15 protein-coding genes are annotated in these 13576 nt (G+C 55.8%); 9 read left to right on the top strand and 6 right to left on the bottom strand.

Translation table 11 applies throughout. The features are described from left to right. Positions 1 to 40 precede the first annotated feature (40 nt). Complete coding sequence (locus AC2AXP_RS05870; protein ID WP_039992137.1) at positions 41 to 1225, top strand: benzoate/H(+) symporter BenE family transporter; 1185 nt, start codon at positions 41 to 43, stop codon at positions 1223 to 1225. On the opposite strand, the gene AC2AXP_RS05865 is transcribed toward AC2AXP_RS05870, so the two are convergent. After that, the gene (locus AC2AXP_RS05865; protein WP_484381474.1) at positions 1222 to 2106 is read right to left on the bottom strand and encodes an alpha/beta fold hydrolase; all 885 of its coding nucleotides are present in this window, start codon (positions 2104 to 2106) and stop codon (positions 1222 to 1224) included. The two genes, AC2AXP_RS05870 and AC2AXP_RS05865, sit on opposite strands and share 4 nt — an antisense overlap. A 193-nt stretch (positions 2107 to 2299) precedes the next feature. Here AC2AXP_RS05865 and AC2AXP_RS05860 point away from each other — a divergent pair, with 193 nt between their 5' ends. Beyond that, complete coding sequence (locus AC2AXP_RS05860; RefSeq protein ID WP_004963400.1) at positions 2300 to 2800, top strand: cupin domain-containing protein; 501 nt, start codon at positions 2300 to 2302, stop codon at positions 2798 to 2800. Here AC2AXP_RS05860 and AC2AXP_RS05855 read toward each other — a convergent pair. Beyond that, positions 2765 to 3619 (bottom strand): aminoglycoside phosphotransferase family protein, encoded by an 855-nt coding sequence (locus AC2AXP_RS05855; protein WP_004963402.1) that lies wholly within the window; start codon positions 3617 to 3619, stop codon positions 2765 to 2767. The two genes, AC2AXP_RS05860 and AC2AXP_RS05855, sit on opposite strands and share 36 nt — an antisense overlap. A gap of 132 nt (positions 3620 to 3751) precedes the next feature. On the opposite strand from AC2AXP_RS05855, the gene AC2AXP_RS05850 reads away from it, so the two are divergent. Then, on the top strand, positions 3752 to 4129 hold the full coding sequence (locus AC2AXP_RS05850) for a RidA family protein (RefSeq protein ID WP_039992138.1): 378 nt from the start codon (positions 3752 to 3754) through the stop codon (positions 4127 to 4129). 4 nt (positions 4130 to 4133) lie between these two features. Here the strand turns inward: AC2AXP_RS05850 and AC2AXP_RS05845 are convergent, their stop codons facing one another. Both AC2AXP_RS05845 and AC2AXP_RS05840 read right to left on the bottom strand, forming a co-directional pair. Beyond that, positions 4134 to 4514, bottom strand: coding sequence for a nuclear transport factor 2 family protein (locus tag AC2AXP_RS05845; RefSeq protein ID WP_039992139.1), 381 nt, complete (start codon positions 4512 to 4514; stop codon positions 4134 to 4136). Between the two features lie 29 nt (positions 4515 to 4543). Then, positions 4544 to 4855: a hypothetical protein gene (locus AC2AXP_RS05840; protein WP_004963412.1), complete on the bottom strand. Its 312-nt coding sequence runs from the start codon at positions 4853 to 4855 to the stop codon at positions 4544 to 4546. 194 nt (positions 4856 to 5049) lie between these two features. On the opposite strand from AC2AXP_RS05840, the gene AC2AXP_RS05835 reads away from it, so the two are divergent. The 5 genes from AC2AXP_RS05835 to gstA all read left to right on the top strand — a co-directional run bounded on the left by AC2AXP_RS05835 (position 5050) and on the right by gstA (position 7884). Then, the gene (locus AC2AXP_RS05835; protein WP_039992140.1) at positions 5050 to 5319 is read left to right on the top strand and encodes a hypothetical protein; all 270 of its coding nucleotides are present in this window, start codon (positions 5050 to 5052) and stop codon (positions 5317 to 5319) included. Between the two features lie 61 nt (positions 5320 to 5380). Continuing rightward, positions 5381 to 5644, top strand: a complete 264-nt coding sequence (locus tag AC2AXP_RS05830) for a YjbD family protein (RefSeq protein WP_004963418.1) — start codon at positions 5381 to 5383, stop codon at positions 5642 to 5644. Between the two features lie 147 nt (positions 5645 to 5791). Further along, entirely contained in the window at positions 5792 to 6091 is a 300-nt protein-coding gene (locus AC2AXP_RS05825) for a TM2 domain-containing protein (protein ID WP_198773144.1), read from the top strand. A gap of 210 nt (positions 6092 to 6301) precedes the next feature. Beyond that, positions 6302 to 7186, top strand: a complete 885-nt coding sequence (gene dapA, locus AC2AXP_RS05820) for a 4-hydroxy-tetrahydrodipicolinate synthase (RefSeq protein WP_004963424.1) — start codon at positions 6302 to 6304, stop codon at positions 7184 to 7186. Positions 7187 to 7278: 92 nt separating this feature from the next. Beyond that, a complete protein-coding gene (gstA, locus tag AC2AXP_RS05815) occupies positions 7279 to 7884 on the top strand; it encodes a glutathione transferase GstA (RefSeq protein ID WP_484381473.1) in 606 nt (201 codons plus the stop codon). 33 nt (positions 7885 to 7917) lie between these two features. Here the strand turns inward: gstA and pdxY are convergent, their stop codons facing one another. Next, on the bottom strand, positions 7918 to 8778 hold the full coding sequence (pdxY, locus tag AC2AXP_RS05810) for a pyridoxal kinase PdxY (protein ID WP_198773147.1): 861 nt from the start codon (positions 8776 to 8778) through the stop codon (positions 7918 to 7920). A 279-nt stretch (positions 8779 to 9057) separates the two neighbouring features. On the opposite strand from pdxY, the gene AC2AXP_RS05805 reads away from it, so the two are divergent. Continuing rightward, on the top strand, positions 9058 to 12138 hold the full coding sequence (locus AC2AXP_RS05805; RefSeq protein WP_484381472.1) for a DUF4214 domain-containing protein: 3081 nt from the start codon (positions 9058 to 9060) through the stop codon (positions 12136 to 12138). 48 nt (positions 12139 to 12186) lie between these two features. Here the strand turns inward: AC2AXP_RS05805 and tyrS are convergent, their stop codons facing one another. Then, entirely contained in the window at positions 12187 to 13461 is a 1275-nt protein-coding gene (tyrS, locus tag AC2AXP_RS05800) for a tyrosine--tRNA ligase (protein ID WP_039992142.1), read from the bottom strand. Positions 13462 to 13576: the final 115 nt, after the last annotated feature.

Genomic DNA, 13576 nt, shown 5'->3' with positions numbered 1-13576 from the left:
GGCCATTCGTGCGTTATAACGCACAATCATGGGGGCGACGATGCGGCAAGGAAGGTTGTTAGGGGATATCAGCGTGCCGGCGTTAATCGCCGGATTTGTGGCGGTGCTGGTCGGTTATACCAGTTCGGCGGCAATTATTTTTCAAGCCGCAGCGGCGGCAGGCGCCACGCCGCTGCAGATTGGCGGCTGGTTGAGCATGCTCGGATTGGGCATGGGCGTCAGTTCGATCGGGCTGTCGCTGTATTACCGCGCGCCGATCCTCACCGCCTGGTCGACGCCGGGCGCGGCGCTGCTGGTGACCAGCCTGCCCGGCACCAGTATCAATGAAGCCATTGGGGTATTTGTTTTCGCCTCCGGCCTGATTCTGCTATGCGGCGTTACCGGGCTATTTGCCCGTATGATGAATTACATTCCCCAGGCGATTTCCGCCGCAATGCTGGCCGGCATCCTGCTGCGTTTCGGCCTGGACGCGTTTGGTGCATTGCAAAGCAACTTTACGCTCAGCGGCGGCATGTGCCTGGTCTATCTGCTTTCTCGGCGCTACCTGCCACGGTATGCCATTGTGCTGACGCTGTTGGCCGGACTGGCGGTGGCCGCCGGTCAGGGGAATATGTCATTCTCCCATCAGAGCTGGAACTTTACCCTGCCAAGCTTTATCGCACCGCATTTTACGCTGGCTACGCTGTTGGGCATTGGCGTGCCGTTTTTTGTTGTGACCATGGCATCGCAAAACGCTCCCGGCATCGCCACGCTGAAAGCGGCAGGCTACCTAATACCGACCTCACCGCTCATCAGTTGGACTGCACTCACCGCGCTGCTGTTGGCGCCGTTCGGCGGCTTTTCGGTGTGCATTGCCGCTATTACCGCAGCGATCTGCATGGGTCAGGATGTGCATCCCGATCCCAAAAAGCGTTATATGGCAGCGGTCGCCGCCGGTGGGTTCTATCTGCTGGCCGGGGTGTTCGGTGCAGCCATTGGCCTGTTGTTCAGCGCCCTGCCAATGGCGCTGATTCATACCATCGCCGGGCTGGCGTTACTCGGCACCATTGCCGGCAGCCTGCAACGCGCCCTGCAGGATGAAAAACAGCGCGATGCCGCGCTGATAACCTTCCTGATTACCGCCTCCGGCATCAGTCTGCTGGGCGTTGGCGCGGCATTTTGGGGGCTGATCGGCGGCGTTATTGCGCACCTGATTTTCTCTCTGCCGCAACGCGCAGCGGATTAATCCTCACCGCCAAGGAACGGTAAAGCGTGCTGTAGCAGCAGTTGCGGCTGCTGCTCAGCGATATAGTGGCCGCACGGCAAGGCGCTACCGCGCACGTTGCTCGCCACCTTGCGCCATTCTTGCAGCGGTTCGAAACATTGCCCCACCGTTCCCTGTTCCCCCCACAGCACCAACAGTGGGCACGCCAGTCGGCGTCCGGCCTCCTGATCGGCGCTATCATGCTGCAAATCTATGCCTGCCGACGCACGATAGTCTTCGCAAATGCCACGGGCGGTGCCCGGCAGTTGCAGACAACGCAGATAATCCGCCATGGCCGGTTCGCTGAATGGCTGTAGACCGGCGCTGCGGCTACCCATCACGCTGCGCAGATACAGTTCTGGGTTGCTTTCGATCAGTGCTTCCGGCAGCGGTGCCGGGCGGATCAGGAAAAACCAGTGCCAATAGGCGCGGGCAAAGCGTTCGTCGGTTTGCCGATACATCGCCAGCGTCGGTGCAATATCCAGCAGTACCATGCGCTCCACCGCCTGCGGATAGTCAAGCGCCAGGCGATGTGCCACCCGCGCGCCGCGATCGTGCGCCATGACGCTAAAGCGCCTAAAGCCCAGCGCCGCCATTAATTCCAGCTGATCGCGCGCCATTTCACGCTTGGCGTAATGACGGCTGTCTGCACTGGCCGGCGGTTTGCCGCTGTCGCCGTAACCGCGCAAGTCGGCCAATACCACGGTAAAATTCTCCAGCAGCGACGGTGCCACCTTATGCCAGATAAACTGCGTTTGCGGATGGCCATGCAGCAACAGTAGCGGCGCGCCCTGGCCGGCAATACGATAGGCAATGTCGGTGCCGTTGACCGCCATCCGCCCTTGAGTAAATGAATTCAGCATCGGATCCTCCTTTAGCCCATCTTAACCGTTTACTAACACACCACAATGCGCTTGCCGTGCAGCCGGCGTTTACATTCCGTGTTTAACCGGTCGTCAATGCAGCGATGAGTTCGTTCTGGGTATTTTCTGCTTAACTTGAGATGAGGCCATCCGATGGCAACCATCACCAACAAGTGACAGGGTAACTAATAGCATGAACCAGAAAGCCAATGCGTTGCAGCAAAAACTGATTCGCAATTTCGATCGGGCAGAGAAACGGCACGACCTGCGTCCACCGCTGTATGATAGCCAGTCGGCGCGGCTGGCGGTCGGCACCGCCGCCAGCCAGTTAGGTGCTTCGCTGGACGTGGTGGCGCCGGGCAAGCGCTCTTGCCCTTATCATTTTCATCATGGCCAGGAGGAAATGTTTATTATTGTCGAAGGCCAAGGCACGCTACGCGTCGCCGGGGAAATGCTGCCGATCGGCCGTGGCGACATACTGTTTATCCCTGCCGGGCCGGAGTATCCACATCAAATCATCAATACCTCCGACGCGCCGCTGAAGTATCTTTCCATCAGCACGCGTCAAATGCCGGATTTGGTTGAATACCCGGATTCGGGCAAGTTTCAGGCGATGGCACTGCACGACGGCCAGCGCACCAGTTATATCCAGCGGCCTTCAGCCACGCTCGATTATTGGCAGGATGAACCCTGAATCATCGGCTGGCGGCGTCAGGCCCAACGCCTGTGCTGCCAACGCCGCCACGCGCCGATCGATATCGGCGCTTTCGCCCTCTTCCAGAAACCAGGCGGCGGACAGTCCCGCCCAGGCCAGGATCCATTGCAACAATCGCTGGCGCTCAAGCCCGGCCAGTTGGCAGACCTGTTCAACCCGTTGCAGAAATAACGCAGGATCGGTGGCAACGCCGTAATTTGGATTGCAAAAGATGTTGGCGTAATCAAAACCGCGTTCGCCATACAGCCGTTTGGGATCGATGGCCAGCCAACCACGCGCGCCAAAATCCAACACGTTGTCATGATGAATATCACCGTGCAGCACACCCTGTTCCCTGGCGCTGCCAAGCAGTTCGGCAGCCACCGCCGCACTCAGGCGCAGCCAGCCGCCATGGGCCTGCGCCGCCGGCCACAGCGAGCCAAACCAGCGTTCAAGCGGGATCAGCGTTGGTGGAGCCTGGCGGCGCGGCGCATGCAGTTTGTTGACTACCTGGCACAGGATGGCGATCGCCTGCGCATCGTTGCCGTCACGCACAAGTTGGCTCAGGGAACCGCTCCCCTGTGCACGCTCCAGCAACAGCGCATCCTGATGCCAGCCCAGCACGCGGGCAGCACCGTCACCTTGCCACCAGCGCATCAGGTGGGCGCCGAATTTTTCTTCTTCTTCCCGGGCCACTTTCAGCATGGCTGCCTGCCCGCGGTAACGCACCGGCATCAGCAGACTGCTGTGGGTTTCAAACGCCCGACCATCTGGCGTCAGCGCCCAGCGTTGCAGATAGGGAATCAATACAGGGTTCATTATCCACGCGCATCCTTATTGCGATTGGAAATTAACGTGATTGTCTATGATGCTAGTGGCAGTTCAACTGCTACTCTCATCTACCTAGCCCAGTGTAGGCATTTTTTCACAGTAGACGCAGAGGAATATCCGATGACCAGCATAAAACGCAATAATTATTCGGCACTGCCGACGCCGGGCGGCCCGTATGTCCATGCGGTGCGCCACCGTGACGTGGTGTATGTTTCCGGCCTGACGGCGTTTGCCACCGCAGCACAGGGACAGCCTGCTGCGGTACAGGCTCAGGCTATTCTCGAACAGTTGACCACCCTTGCCGCAGCGGAAGGCGGCGATTTGACGTCGGTGCTTAAACTCAGCGTGTTCTTGACCGACATTGCGGATTTGCCGGCGCTACGGCCGATCCTGTTCAACGCTTTTGATGGCGCGCTGCCGGCCTGTTCACTGGTGGCCGTCAGCGCGTTGTTCTCGCCCGAGGTCAGGGTTGAAATCGAGGCGATTCTGGCGCTGTAACAGATTACAGCGCCCCTTCGTCCAGCACGCAGGGACCGATGTTGAACCAGGCGCGGGTGATTTTGCCCTGTTCGACGTGGTAAATGGCGATAACGTCCATGCTGCCGCGCCCCTGCGGAAAGTTGCGCGTGACCACTTCCTGATCGACCACCATGTTGCCCACCGCCATACGCTTAATGCGTTCACCGTACAGACTGGGCTCTTTGAAACGGGCAACGTGGCGCTGACGAATTTCTGCCTTGCCGCTGGCCAACAGCGTGTCCGGGTGTTGATAATACAGCGCATCTTCTGCCCAACAGGCCATAAATGCCTCGATATCGCGGGCGTTATAGGCGTCAAGCTGCCGCTGGACGACATCTTCCGGGCGTAGTGATTTCTGGTTCATTGCATCCCCCTGAGCGAGATAAACGGTCATTACAATGCGGTAATTTCATCAACCTGATGCTGGAACACATAAGGATCCGACAGTAATTCAAACGCCTGATCATCCGGATAGGTCACCGCTGTATGATAGTCCTCACCGGCAAACTGTTTGATGGCATCCAGCGAATGCCAATAGGTCGCCAGGAAAAAATGGGCATACTCCCCCTGTATTTCCTGGCGGACAAACGCACCACAGTTCCCCGCCGTTGCTTTAGCATGCTGCACGCCTGTGACATTCAGATGATCGGCAAATCCTTGCCGATGCCGTAGCGGTACGCAGCCATGCCAGGTACGAACTATCATTCTTGGCCTCACAAATTGAATAAAAAAGCAAAATAATCGAATAAATAATCTACCACGCAGCCAGTATTATTCAATACGCCACAGCGTTTTTCTCTACCGTCGTTCGCTAGCGGAAAAACCGCACTTTCCTCTTTGTGATAATTACGACAATTCTGCTAATTTACGCTGCTGACAAACAGTAGTATTGGATGACTATGCAAAAAAAACCGGTGCTGCACGAAGCCAGACAGTTAAAACGCCTCAACGCCGCGACGCGACGGCAATCCCATCTGTATAAATGGATTGCGTTTATCGCCGCGCTCGACGTGCTGCTGGTGTATTACTATGACCGGGATATGCGCAACATCACCTTCTCTGCCGCCGTGGCGGCAGTCTGTGGTTATTTATGGATCCGCGATCGCAACAAGGCACGCCGCTACCGGCGCGAGTTCGATGAGAAATTCGGCAAAGACGCCGAAGATTAACCCTGCGCCGCGCAGATATGCGCTACACTGAACCTCGACTTCACCTACCCAGGCTGCCACGATGAAAAAACTGACGTTGAAAGACATGACCGAAAGCGAGCAACGTGAAGTAAAAACCGAACTGGACAAAGCACGCAAAAGCCACGGACGCCCTTTGACCAACGCCGAGCAGAACAAAGTCAAAGACGAAGCCGTGGCGCGGATCACCGCCGCCAGAGAAAAAATCGCCAAGGCAGCGCGCGCCGAACGCAAGGCCAATCGCGTCAAGCCCAGCGGAGAAACCTTCAATTGGTCCTCTTCGATCGGTAGCCGCCCCCACCGTTAAACACCGGCCGCAGCACGCGGCCTGTATCTTTATTCCTTCCCCCTTCGCTTTATTGATTGCAGATAAAAGCCGTTTATAATTATTCCGTTTGGATAGGATAATGTCGCGTTCTTAGTTGACTGAGACAACAGATGGGATAAGGGAATAATGAACAACGACACGGTATATTGCCGCGCCTGCGGCACGCAGTTACACATAACCGCCACAACCTGCTCGCACTGTGGTGCGCCGCAACGCCTCGGTGGCGAGAAAAACCGCATTGCTGCCGCTCTGCTGGCATTTTTCCTCGGCAGTTTTGGCGTGCATAAATTCTACTTAGGCAAAATTGGCCAAGGCTTTTTATATCTGATTTTCTGCTGGACCTTTATTCCGGCGATCGTCTCCTTTATCGAGTTTATTATTTACCTGTGCCAGTCGGATCAAAAATTCGCCGAAAAATACGGCTGAGGCAACGCGCCCCCGCAAAGAAAACTGTCCAACTTTACTCAGTGCAGTTCAAATGCGGGGTTTTTTATTGCCGCTAATTGCCATTAGTGAAACTCATCTGCGTGGTAACGTCATGAATAACAATGTTATCAATCTGTTGTAAATTGACAGCACGATGAACACTATTCATCATCAAACCACTTACTCTGTCAGGCACACAAGGATTCTTCTATGGCCGCTTTTTCTGGTATTTGGGTTGCGCTGGTTACCCCTTTTAAGCACGACGATGTCGACTTTCCGGCGGTCAGGCACCTGGCGCGGCATTTGATTGCCTGTGGTGTGGACGGACTGGTGGTGTGCGGCTCAACCGGTGAAGCTGCCGCCCTCAGCAAAGACGAACAGTTGGCGGTGCTGGATGCGGTGCTGGAAGTGGTGCCGGCGCATCAGGTGGTGATGGGGCTGTCAGGCAACAATATGGCTGCCACCTTACAGATGCAACAGGCAATCCAACAGCGTGATATTGCCGGCGTGCTGGTGCCCGCACCTTACTATATACGACCTTCCCAATCGGGCCTGCTGGAATACTTTACCACGCTGGCCGATGCCTCGCGTGTGCCGGTAATTATCTATAACGTGCCATACCGCACCGGTATCGCCATCGAACTGGACACCCTGCGTCAGATTGCCTGCCACCCACAGGTGAAAGCGATTAAAGACTGCGGCGGCAACCTGGATGCCACCATGGCGCTGATTAATGACGGCGTGATCGACGTGCTGACCGGCGAGGACAATCTGATCCTCTCTACCCTGTGCCTGGGCGGCAGCGGTGCCATCTCTGCCTCGGCGCATCTGTATCCGCAACGCTTCGTACAGCTGGTACGACAAGTCGCTGCGGGCGATCTGCCGGCGGCGCGCGCCAATTTTTATACCTTGCTGCCGTTGATCCAGCAATTGTTCAGCTTCCCCAATCCGGCACCGGTCAAAGCCGCATTGGCGTATGAGGGGCATATTGATAACGCGTTGCGGTCACCGATGCAAACCGCGCCGCTGGCACTGCAACAGCAAATTGTCGCCACGCTGGCGCAATTGCAGCCGGCCGCCGAGCCAGTTAGCTAAATTTGTTAGCCAAGCCGCTGTAATTTTGGCCGTATAGAACTAGGATGAGAGGTTGGGCATGCCTGTCATTATTCATTATCAAGGAGTTCGCGATGAAACTGTTCTATAAAGCTGGCGCCTGTTCGTTGTCGCCGCATATCGTATTGCGCGAAGCAGGGCTGGATTTTACTGCGGAAAAAGTCGACCTGGCACAAAAGAAAACCGAAAGCGGCGCCGACTATCTGGCCATCAACCCCAAGGGACAGGTACCTGCCTTGCTGCTCGATGACGGCAGCCTACTCACCGAAGGCGTGGCAATTGTACAATATCTGGCAGATCGCGTTCCGGATCGTAACCTGATCCCGGCGGCCGGCACGCTCTCGCGCTACCATGCCATCGAATGGCTGAATTTTGTCGCCACCGAACTGCACAAGGGCTTCAGCCCGCTGTTCAACCCCAATACACCGGAAGAATACCAGGTGATGGCGCGCAGCAGGCTGGAACAGCAATTCCGTTATCTGGATGGCGTACTGGCGCAGCAGCAATATTTGTTGGGTAACCGTTTCAGCGTGGCCGACGCCTACCTGTTTACCGTACTGCGCTGGGCGCAGGCCTTGCAGTTCGATCTGCAGCAACACGCCCATCTGTCCACCTATATGACGCGCGTGGCGGCACGCCCGGCGGTTGAGGCCGCGCTCAGTGCCGAAGGCTTGAAATAATCCCCATTGCCCCCGCCAACGGGGGCAATGATGCTACAGTTTCTGTGCGGCAAAGTGGCAGCGCGGTGCAACAATCCCCTCTTGTGCCGCCACCACCTGCAATTCGTACTCACCCATTTCTTGCGTCGTCAGCATCACTTCGTATACCGCCGCAGTGACATGTTCAAGCGCCTGTGCCAGTCCCACTCCCTTCAGCAGATTGACCAGCAGCAGGCCACTGGTCAAATCACCGACGCCCACCGGTTGGCGTGCGCCAAAGTCCACCAACGGTCGGCTGATATGCCATGCGTCGTCGACGGTCACCAGCAGCATTTCGAAACAGTCCAGATGGTAACCGGCGCGGCTGAGATGTTTCACCAGCACCACCTTCGGACCTTTGGCGATCAATGCGCGCGCCGCGTCGACCGCCTGTGCCACATTGGTTATCTGTCGCTGAGACAACTGTTCCAGTTCCAGCACGTTCGGAGCGATCATGTCGCTGCACGGCAGCGCCTGCTGACACAGGAACTCCGCCACGCCTGGCGCCACAATACAGCCTTTTTCCGGATGACCCATCACCGGATCGCAGAAATACCAGGCAGCGGAATTAGCCTGTTTCACCTGCCGCACGATATCAAGGATATGCTCGCCCTGCTCCGGCGAACCGATGTAGCCACTCAGCACCGCGTCACAGTTTTTTAATTGATCGATAGACGCAATGCCTTGCGCGATGTCGCTCAGATGACTGGCAGGCATCACGCAACCGGTCCACTGACCGTACTGGGTATGGTTGGAAAACTGCACGGTATTGAGCGGCCAGACGTTGACCCCCATGCGACGCATTGGGAACTCTGCCGCGCTGTTGCCCGCGTGGCCGAAAACCACATGCGATTGGATCGATAGAACATTATTCATTGGTACAACCTGACCTTGCCATGTCGTGTGCATCCGCCCGCGACGATAAAAGATTACGCCATGCGTTCGCTATGCACCCATGACGCCAGCAACTGTTTTTAAAACAATGAATTATAGTACGAAGTATATTAATCGAAGGGCAGCAATTATAACCAAACTCCGCTAACAACAAAAGCACCGCGCCGACATTTCGCCCCTTGGCGGCTGACACGCCTATTGCTTTTAGCGAAATTTGGTCTGTACTCAATGCGTTTGTCATAGCCCGATCGGAGAAGCTACATGAGCTTATATGCATTACAGAAAGACGTCGCCATACTGTTTTATGCGACGCTAGGAAAAGCGGCAGACGCCCAAGCGCTCAATTATTTTGCGGCAAAATTGGCACAAGGCGCCTATGGCAACCAAAAGCTGGCGGATATCTTTATCAATTCCAAGGATGGTCACAATCGCTATGACCATCTGACCAATGCGCAAAAAATCCAATACATTTATAACAATATCAGCGGCACTCTCCCCTCGGATAGCCAACTGACAGCGTTACTGGCGCAAGTCGACAGTGGGCGGTCTTTGGGACAAATCACCGAGAACATCATCAATGGTATTCGCAACTACTCGGGTGATGACGCAGGGAGTATTGCCGAACAGCAACATCTGTTTGGCGTCACCAATACCACTCTGGCGCCAGCCCTGGCGAATTACCCCGATCAGGCTACGGCGGCTGCCGATGTTCAAGGCATGTTCTATCTGGTGGGCGGATTGATGAATGCGGAAGGCATTAACTACTGGAGTACCGTCTTGAGTCAGGGTAAGGCTTCAGCAAGTTATATTGCCGGGCGTTTTATCGATACGCGAGATTGGTTGCAGGGATTGAGCAACGAAAATTTTGTCAAAACCGTCTATAAAAACACGTTTGAGGTTAATGCCAACACCGATGACATCGCCTTTTATGCCAACGGGTTGAATAATAATAGCGAGACGCGTGGAGACGTATTTATGAGGCTGATAAACGATATCCGTAACGACACCAGCCACGCGAGCGCCAAACAGCATTTTCTAGCCGCGACCCACGTTTATGCCGCCGGCGAAATGCCGGCGCTGCAATATCAGGAAAAAATTGCCGCCATGTACCAGTTGTTTGGCAAGGACGTCGAACTCACCGCCGCCAATCTGGATGCCTACAGTAAATTATTAGCCAGCGGCAGCTCAGAACTGACGGTACTGGGCCAGTTGTCCAAAACCGGCAATTTTGAGCTGGCCACGCAATACGCCAAAATATATCAAATGCTGTTTAATGCCACGCTAAACGATATCCAGGCACAGGCTATTCTCCAGCAGGCTGGAAATAACGCCATGCAGGCATCGTTAGATATCGTCAATGCCTTCCTGAACGGCCAGTCCCCGCTGGACGGCGGCAAACTGCCAACGGCGGAGAGTATCGTCCAGCTTAATGCCGATATCGGCACGCTGCTCGGTTATCAAACCACTGCGGCGATCAATCTGGCGGATGAGGCCGGTACCCTGTCTGGCAGAGTCAATTCGGGCGAGCTGCATACTCTGAGCGCGGCTGAGCTGGCCGTGATGCAAAACGTTACGCTTAACGTGATGGTCCAGGCCGAGTTTCCTCGAGAACTGTTTGCCAATTTGCACAAGGTGACGCTGCAAGGCGATCTGGCCACCGATGCCAGCGTGCTGGGTGCATTTGCCTCATTGCCGACCAGCTTGATCCTCAGCGAAAACAACCTGCAACCGGAGGCAGGCAGCATCAACTTCACCTCCAACGCAGGCGCGCACGCGATTATTGCCGATGGCGTCGATATCAGCGCCGCCACAACGCAGATTGCGCTGCGCGGTGAGGCGTTGCAGGATAACGCCTCACCGCAGCTGTTATGGCAAGGTAATGGGCTTAATGAGCAAGCCAATACCGTCAGTACCTCTTTCACCGCCAGCGCATCGGGTTCAGCGGTAATTTCTGCCAACTTTTTCACCAAGGACGTTTACCTGACGCGGCAACCGGATGGCAGCTATAGCGGTGAGATACACAGCAATCTCAATCAGTTTACTTCGATTCCCCTGATTGATATGGCGGGCTATCGCGGCACCGGGACTATTTATATCGACGGGCAAAAAACCGCTACCGAAGGCAAACATCTGTTCGATTTTGGCTTATTCAATCAGACCGCCGGAGTGCATGGCAGCCTTTCCGGCAATATCGCCACGCTTGCGCAACCTGACGCGCCGCTGTCAGCACCGGGCGCCAGCGCGGTCACCGCATCTGCCGGGCTGTCATTGTCCGGTTATGCCGACGCGGTGCATGTCACCAACATGTCATGGGATAGCAGCCTGACGGTCAGTGGCAACGCGGGTGCCGACAGTAGCCTGACGTTAGAGATGGCGCCGGTCATCAGCAACAGCATGTTTAATCTGACTATCGGCAGCAAGGCTGGCGGCAATCTCGATGCCGGCACCATCAATCTGCTCAGCCACGGGACGGCGGGCGTAGCCGAATCCATCAATCTTTTTTCTACCGGCAGCTCAACCAACACCATTACGTTGGGTGGCGGCGAGAATAACGTCGATTCCATCTATGTGATGGCCAGCACACCGCTTCATTTACGCATCAACGCGGACTTCAGCGATAGCCTGCGGACCATTTATCTGCCCGAAGGCGATCCACGCACTAATGCTGCGATCCAGGCTACGGTAGAAAAAGGTGGCACCGGCAACGGCGCGTTCTATCAGATGCTGTCATCACTGGAAAATAGCGAGCCCTACCAGCAGATTATTGGCGATCTCGCGGGTCATCAGTTGACCATTAACGCCTTCAATGGCGGCAGCTTCGACGTACAGGGGAATACCACCTTCACCTCGTCGCAGGGTACCCGCAGCGTCACGGCCAACGAGAGTCGCATTGACAAGATGGTCACGCTGGACGGTTACTATTATGACAAGATCGCTATCGGCGAAACCGATAACCAGTGGCTATTCAGCGCCGGTACGGCGCAACAGGGCGTGATGCAGATCTACGGCAGCTATAGCCAACCCGACAAGCTCAATGCACTGTTTGATTCACTGGAAATCGACGCCGCGGACAGCGCCGCGAGCGTTTTTGCCAAGGCGTTATCTGCCGCCACCGGCGGGCAAAGCGAGCATAATCTGGCAGAGGTGGGTGCGGTGCGGTTTGGCAGTAATAATTACATCGTCATCGACAATAATCATAATCAGCAGTTTGACGCTGATGATGCTGTTTTCTCTATTGCCAACAAGGATATATATAGCCTGGCATCGGAGCTGCATTACAGCGCGCCGCCGCTGGTACTTAACGGTACAACACCGGCGCTGTCGACCACGGACTTTGCCTAAAAAAACGGCCCGGGTTTCCCTCGGGCCGTTGCGCTTAACCGATAGCAATTATTGCCAGTCGATCAGGCAGTAATGTTTTTTACCGCGACGCAGCAGCGTGTAGCGGCCAAACAGACGGTCGGCGTTGGTAAAGGTGTATTCCGCATTAGACTGTTTTTCGCCATTGACGGTAACCGCGTTGGAACCAATCATGGTACGCGCCTGCCCACGTGACGGCACCAGTTCGGCATTGACCAGCGCCTGTTGCAGATCGGCGTCCTTGTCCAGCTTGATGGTTGGCATGCCGTCCTGCGCCAGCTGCGCGAAGTCCGCTTCGGTCATCTCATGCAGCGCGCCAGAGAACAGACTCTGCGTAATACGCTGAGCAGCAGCCAGCCCCTGTTCGCCATGCACCATGCGCGTCACTTCTTCTGCCAGTACGTACTGGGCTCGCGGCGCTTTGCCGCTGCTGCGATCCTCTGCTTCCAGCGCATTGATATCTTCCAGGCTCATAAAGGTGAAGAACTTCAGGAAGCGATACACATCGGCGTCCGCGGTGTTGATCCAGAACTGGTAGAACTTGTACGGGCTGGTTTTTTCTGGCGCCAGCCATACCGCGCCGCCTTCGGTCTTGCCGAACTTGGTGCCGTCAGCCTTGGTGATCAACGGCACCGTCAGGCCGAACACCTGCTGCTGATGCATGCGGCGCGTCAGGTCGATACCGGAGGTGATGTTACCCCACTGATCGGAACCACCGATTTGCAGCACCACCTGGTGGCGATGATTCAGCTCGGCAAAATCATAACCTTGCAACAGGTTGTAGGAAAATTCGGTAAACGAGATGCCGACATCATCACGGTTCAGACGCTGTTTGACCGCTTCTTTGTTGATCATCTGGTTAACGGAGAAGTGCTTGCCGATATCGCGCAGGAAGGTCAGCACGTTCATGCCACCAAACCAGTCGTAGTTGTTGGCGGCAATGGCGCTGTTGCTGCCGCAGTCAAAATCGAGGAACGGCGATACCTGCTTGCGGATTTTGTCGACCCATTCACTGACGGTTTCGCTGGTATTCAGTTTGCGTTCTGCCGCCTTGAAGCTCGGGTCGCCGATCAGGCCGGTCGCCCCACCCACCAGCGCCACCGGTTTGTGACCGGCCAGTTGGAAACGCTTCAGGCACAGCAGAGGTACCAGATGGCCCAAATGCAAGCTGTCAGCGGTCGGATCGAAGCCGCAATACAGTGCAATTGGCCCTTGCGCCAGTCGCTCTGCTAACGCTTCCTCGTCCGTCACCTGGGCCACCAGGCCTCGCTCTTGCAATTGTTGAATCAGGTTGATGCTAGCCATCAAGTTCTCCATGTATAAACGAATGCACCTTTGCCGGTACACGGCCTTTCGCCCGCTGGCGAAATAATAAATGTGGATTGACCCGCAATAATTGACGTTGCATCAAGGCAGCGGA

The sequence above is a fragment of the Serratia sp. Sp408 genome, assembly GCF_057180665.1.
Note: the sequence above shows the minus strand (reverse complement) of the source record. Positions and strands in the feature narration are given on the sequence as shown.

What these genes read in the sequence shown, in the direction of transcription:
- AC2AXP_RS05870 (WP_039992137.1), top strand. Translation starts at nt 41, where the DNA reads ATGCGGCAAGGAAGGTTGTTAGGGGATATCAGCGTGCCGGCGTTAATC.
- AC2AXP_RS05865 (WP_484381474.1), bottom strand. Translation starts at nt 2,106, where the DNA reads ATGCTGAATTCATTTACTCAAGGGCGGATGGCGGTCAACGGCACCGAC.
- AC2AXP_RS05860 (WP_004963400.1), top strand. Translation starts at nt 2,300, where the DNA reads ATGAACCAGAAAGCCAATGCGTTGCAGCAAAAACTGATTCGCAATTTC.
- AC2AXP_RS05855 (WP_004963402.1), bottom strand. Translation starts at nt 3,619, where the DNA reads ATGAACCCTGTATTGATTCCCTATCTGCAACGCTGGGCGCTGACGCCA.
- AC2AXP_RS05850 (WP_039992138.1), top strand. Translation starts at nt 3,752, where the DNA reads ATGACCAGCATAAAACGCAATAATTATTCGGCACTGCCGACGCCGGGC.
- AC2AXP_RS05845 (WP_039992139.1), bottom strand. Translation starts at nt 4,514, where the DNA reads ATGAACCAGAAATCACTACGCCCGGAAGATGTCGTCCAGCGGCAGCTT.
- AC2AXP_RS05840 (WP_004963412.1), bottom strand. Translation starts at nt 4,855, where the DNA reads ATGATAGTTCGTACCTGGCATGGCTGCGTACCGCTACGGCATCGGCAA.
- AC2AXP_RS05835 (WP_039992140.1), top strand. Translation starts at nt 5,050, where the DNA reads ATGCAAAAAAAACCGGTGCTGCACGAAGCCAGACAGTTAAAACGCCTC.
- AC2AXP_RS05830 (WP_004963418.1), top strand. Translation starts at nt 5,381, where the DNA reads ATGAAAAAACTGACGTTGAAAGACATGACCGAAAGCGAGCAACGTGAA.
- AC2AXP_RS05825 (WP_198773144.1), top strand. Translation starts at nt 5,792, where the DNA reads ATGAACAACGACACGGTATATTGCCGCGCCTGCGGCACGCAGTTACAC.
- dapA (WP_004963424.1), top strand. Translation starts at nt 6,302, where the DNA reads ATGGCCGCTTTTTCTGGTATTTGGGTTGCGCTGGTTACCCCTTTTAAG.
- gstA (WP_484381473.1), top strand. Translation starts at nt 7,279, where the DNA reads ATGAAACTGTTCTATAAAGCTGGCGCCTGTTCGTTGTCGCCGCATATC.
- pdxY (WP_198773147.1), bottom strand. Translation starts at nt 8,778, where the DNA reads ATGAATAATGTTCTATCGATCCAATCGCATGTGGTTTTCGGCCACGCG.
- AC2AXP_RS05805 (WP_484381472.1), top strand. Translation starts at nt 9,058, where the DNA reads ATGAGCTTATATGCATTACAGAAAGACGTCGCCATACTGTTTTATGCG.
- tyrS (WP_039992142.1), bottom strand. Translation starts at nt 13,461, where the DNA reads ATGGCTAGCATCAACCTGATTCAACAATTGCAAGAGCGAGGCCTGGTG.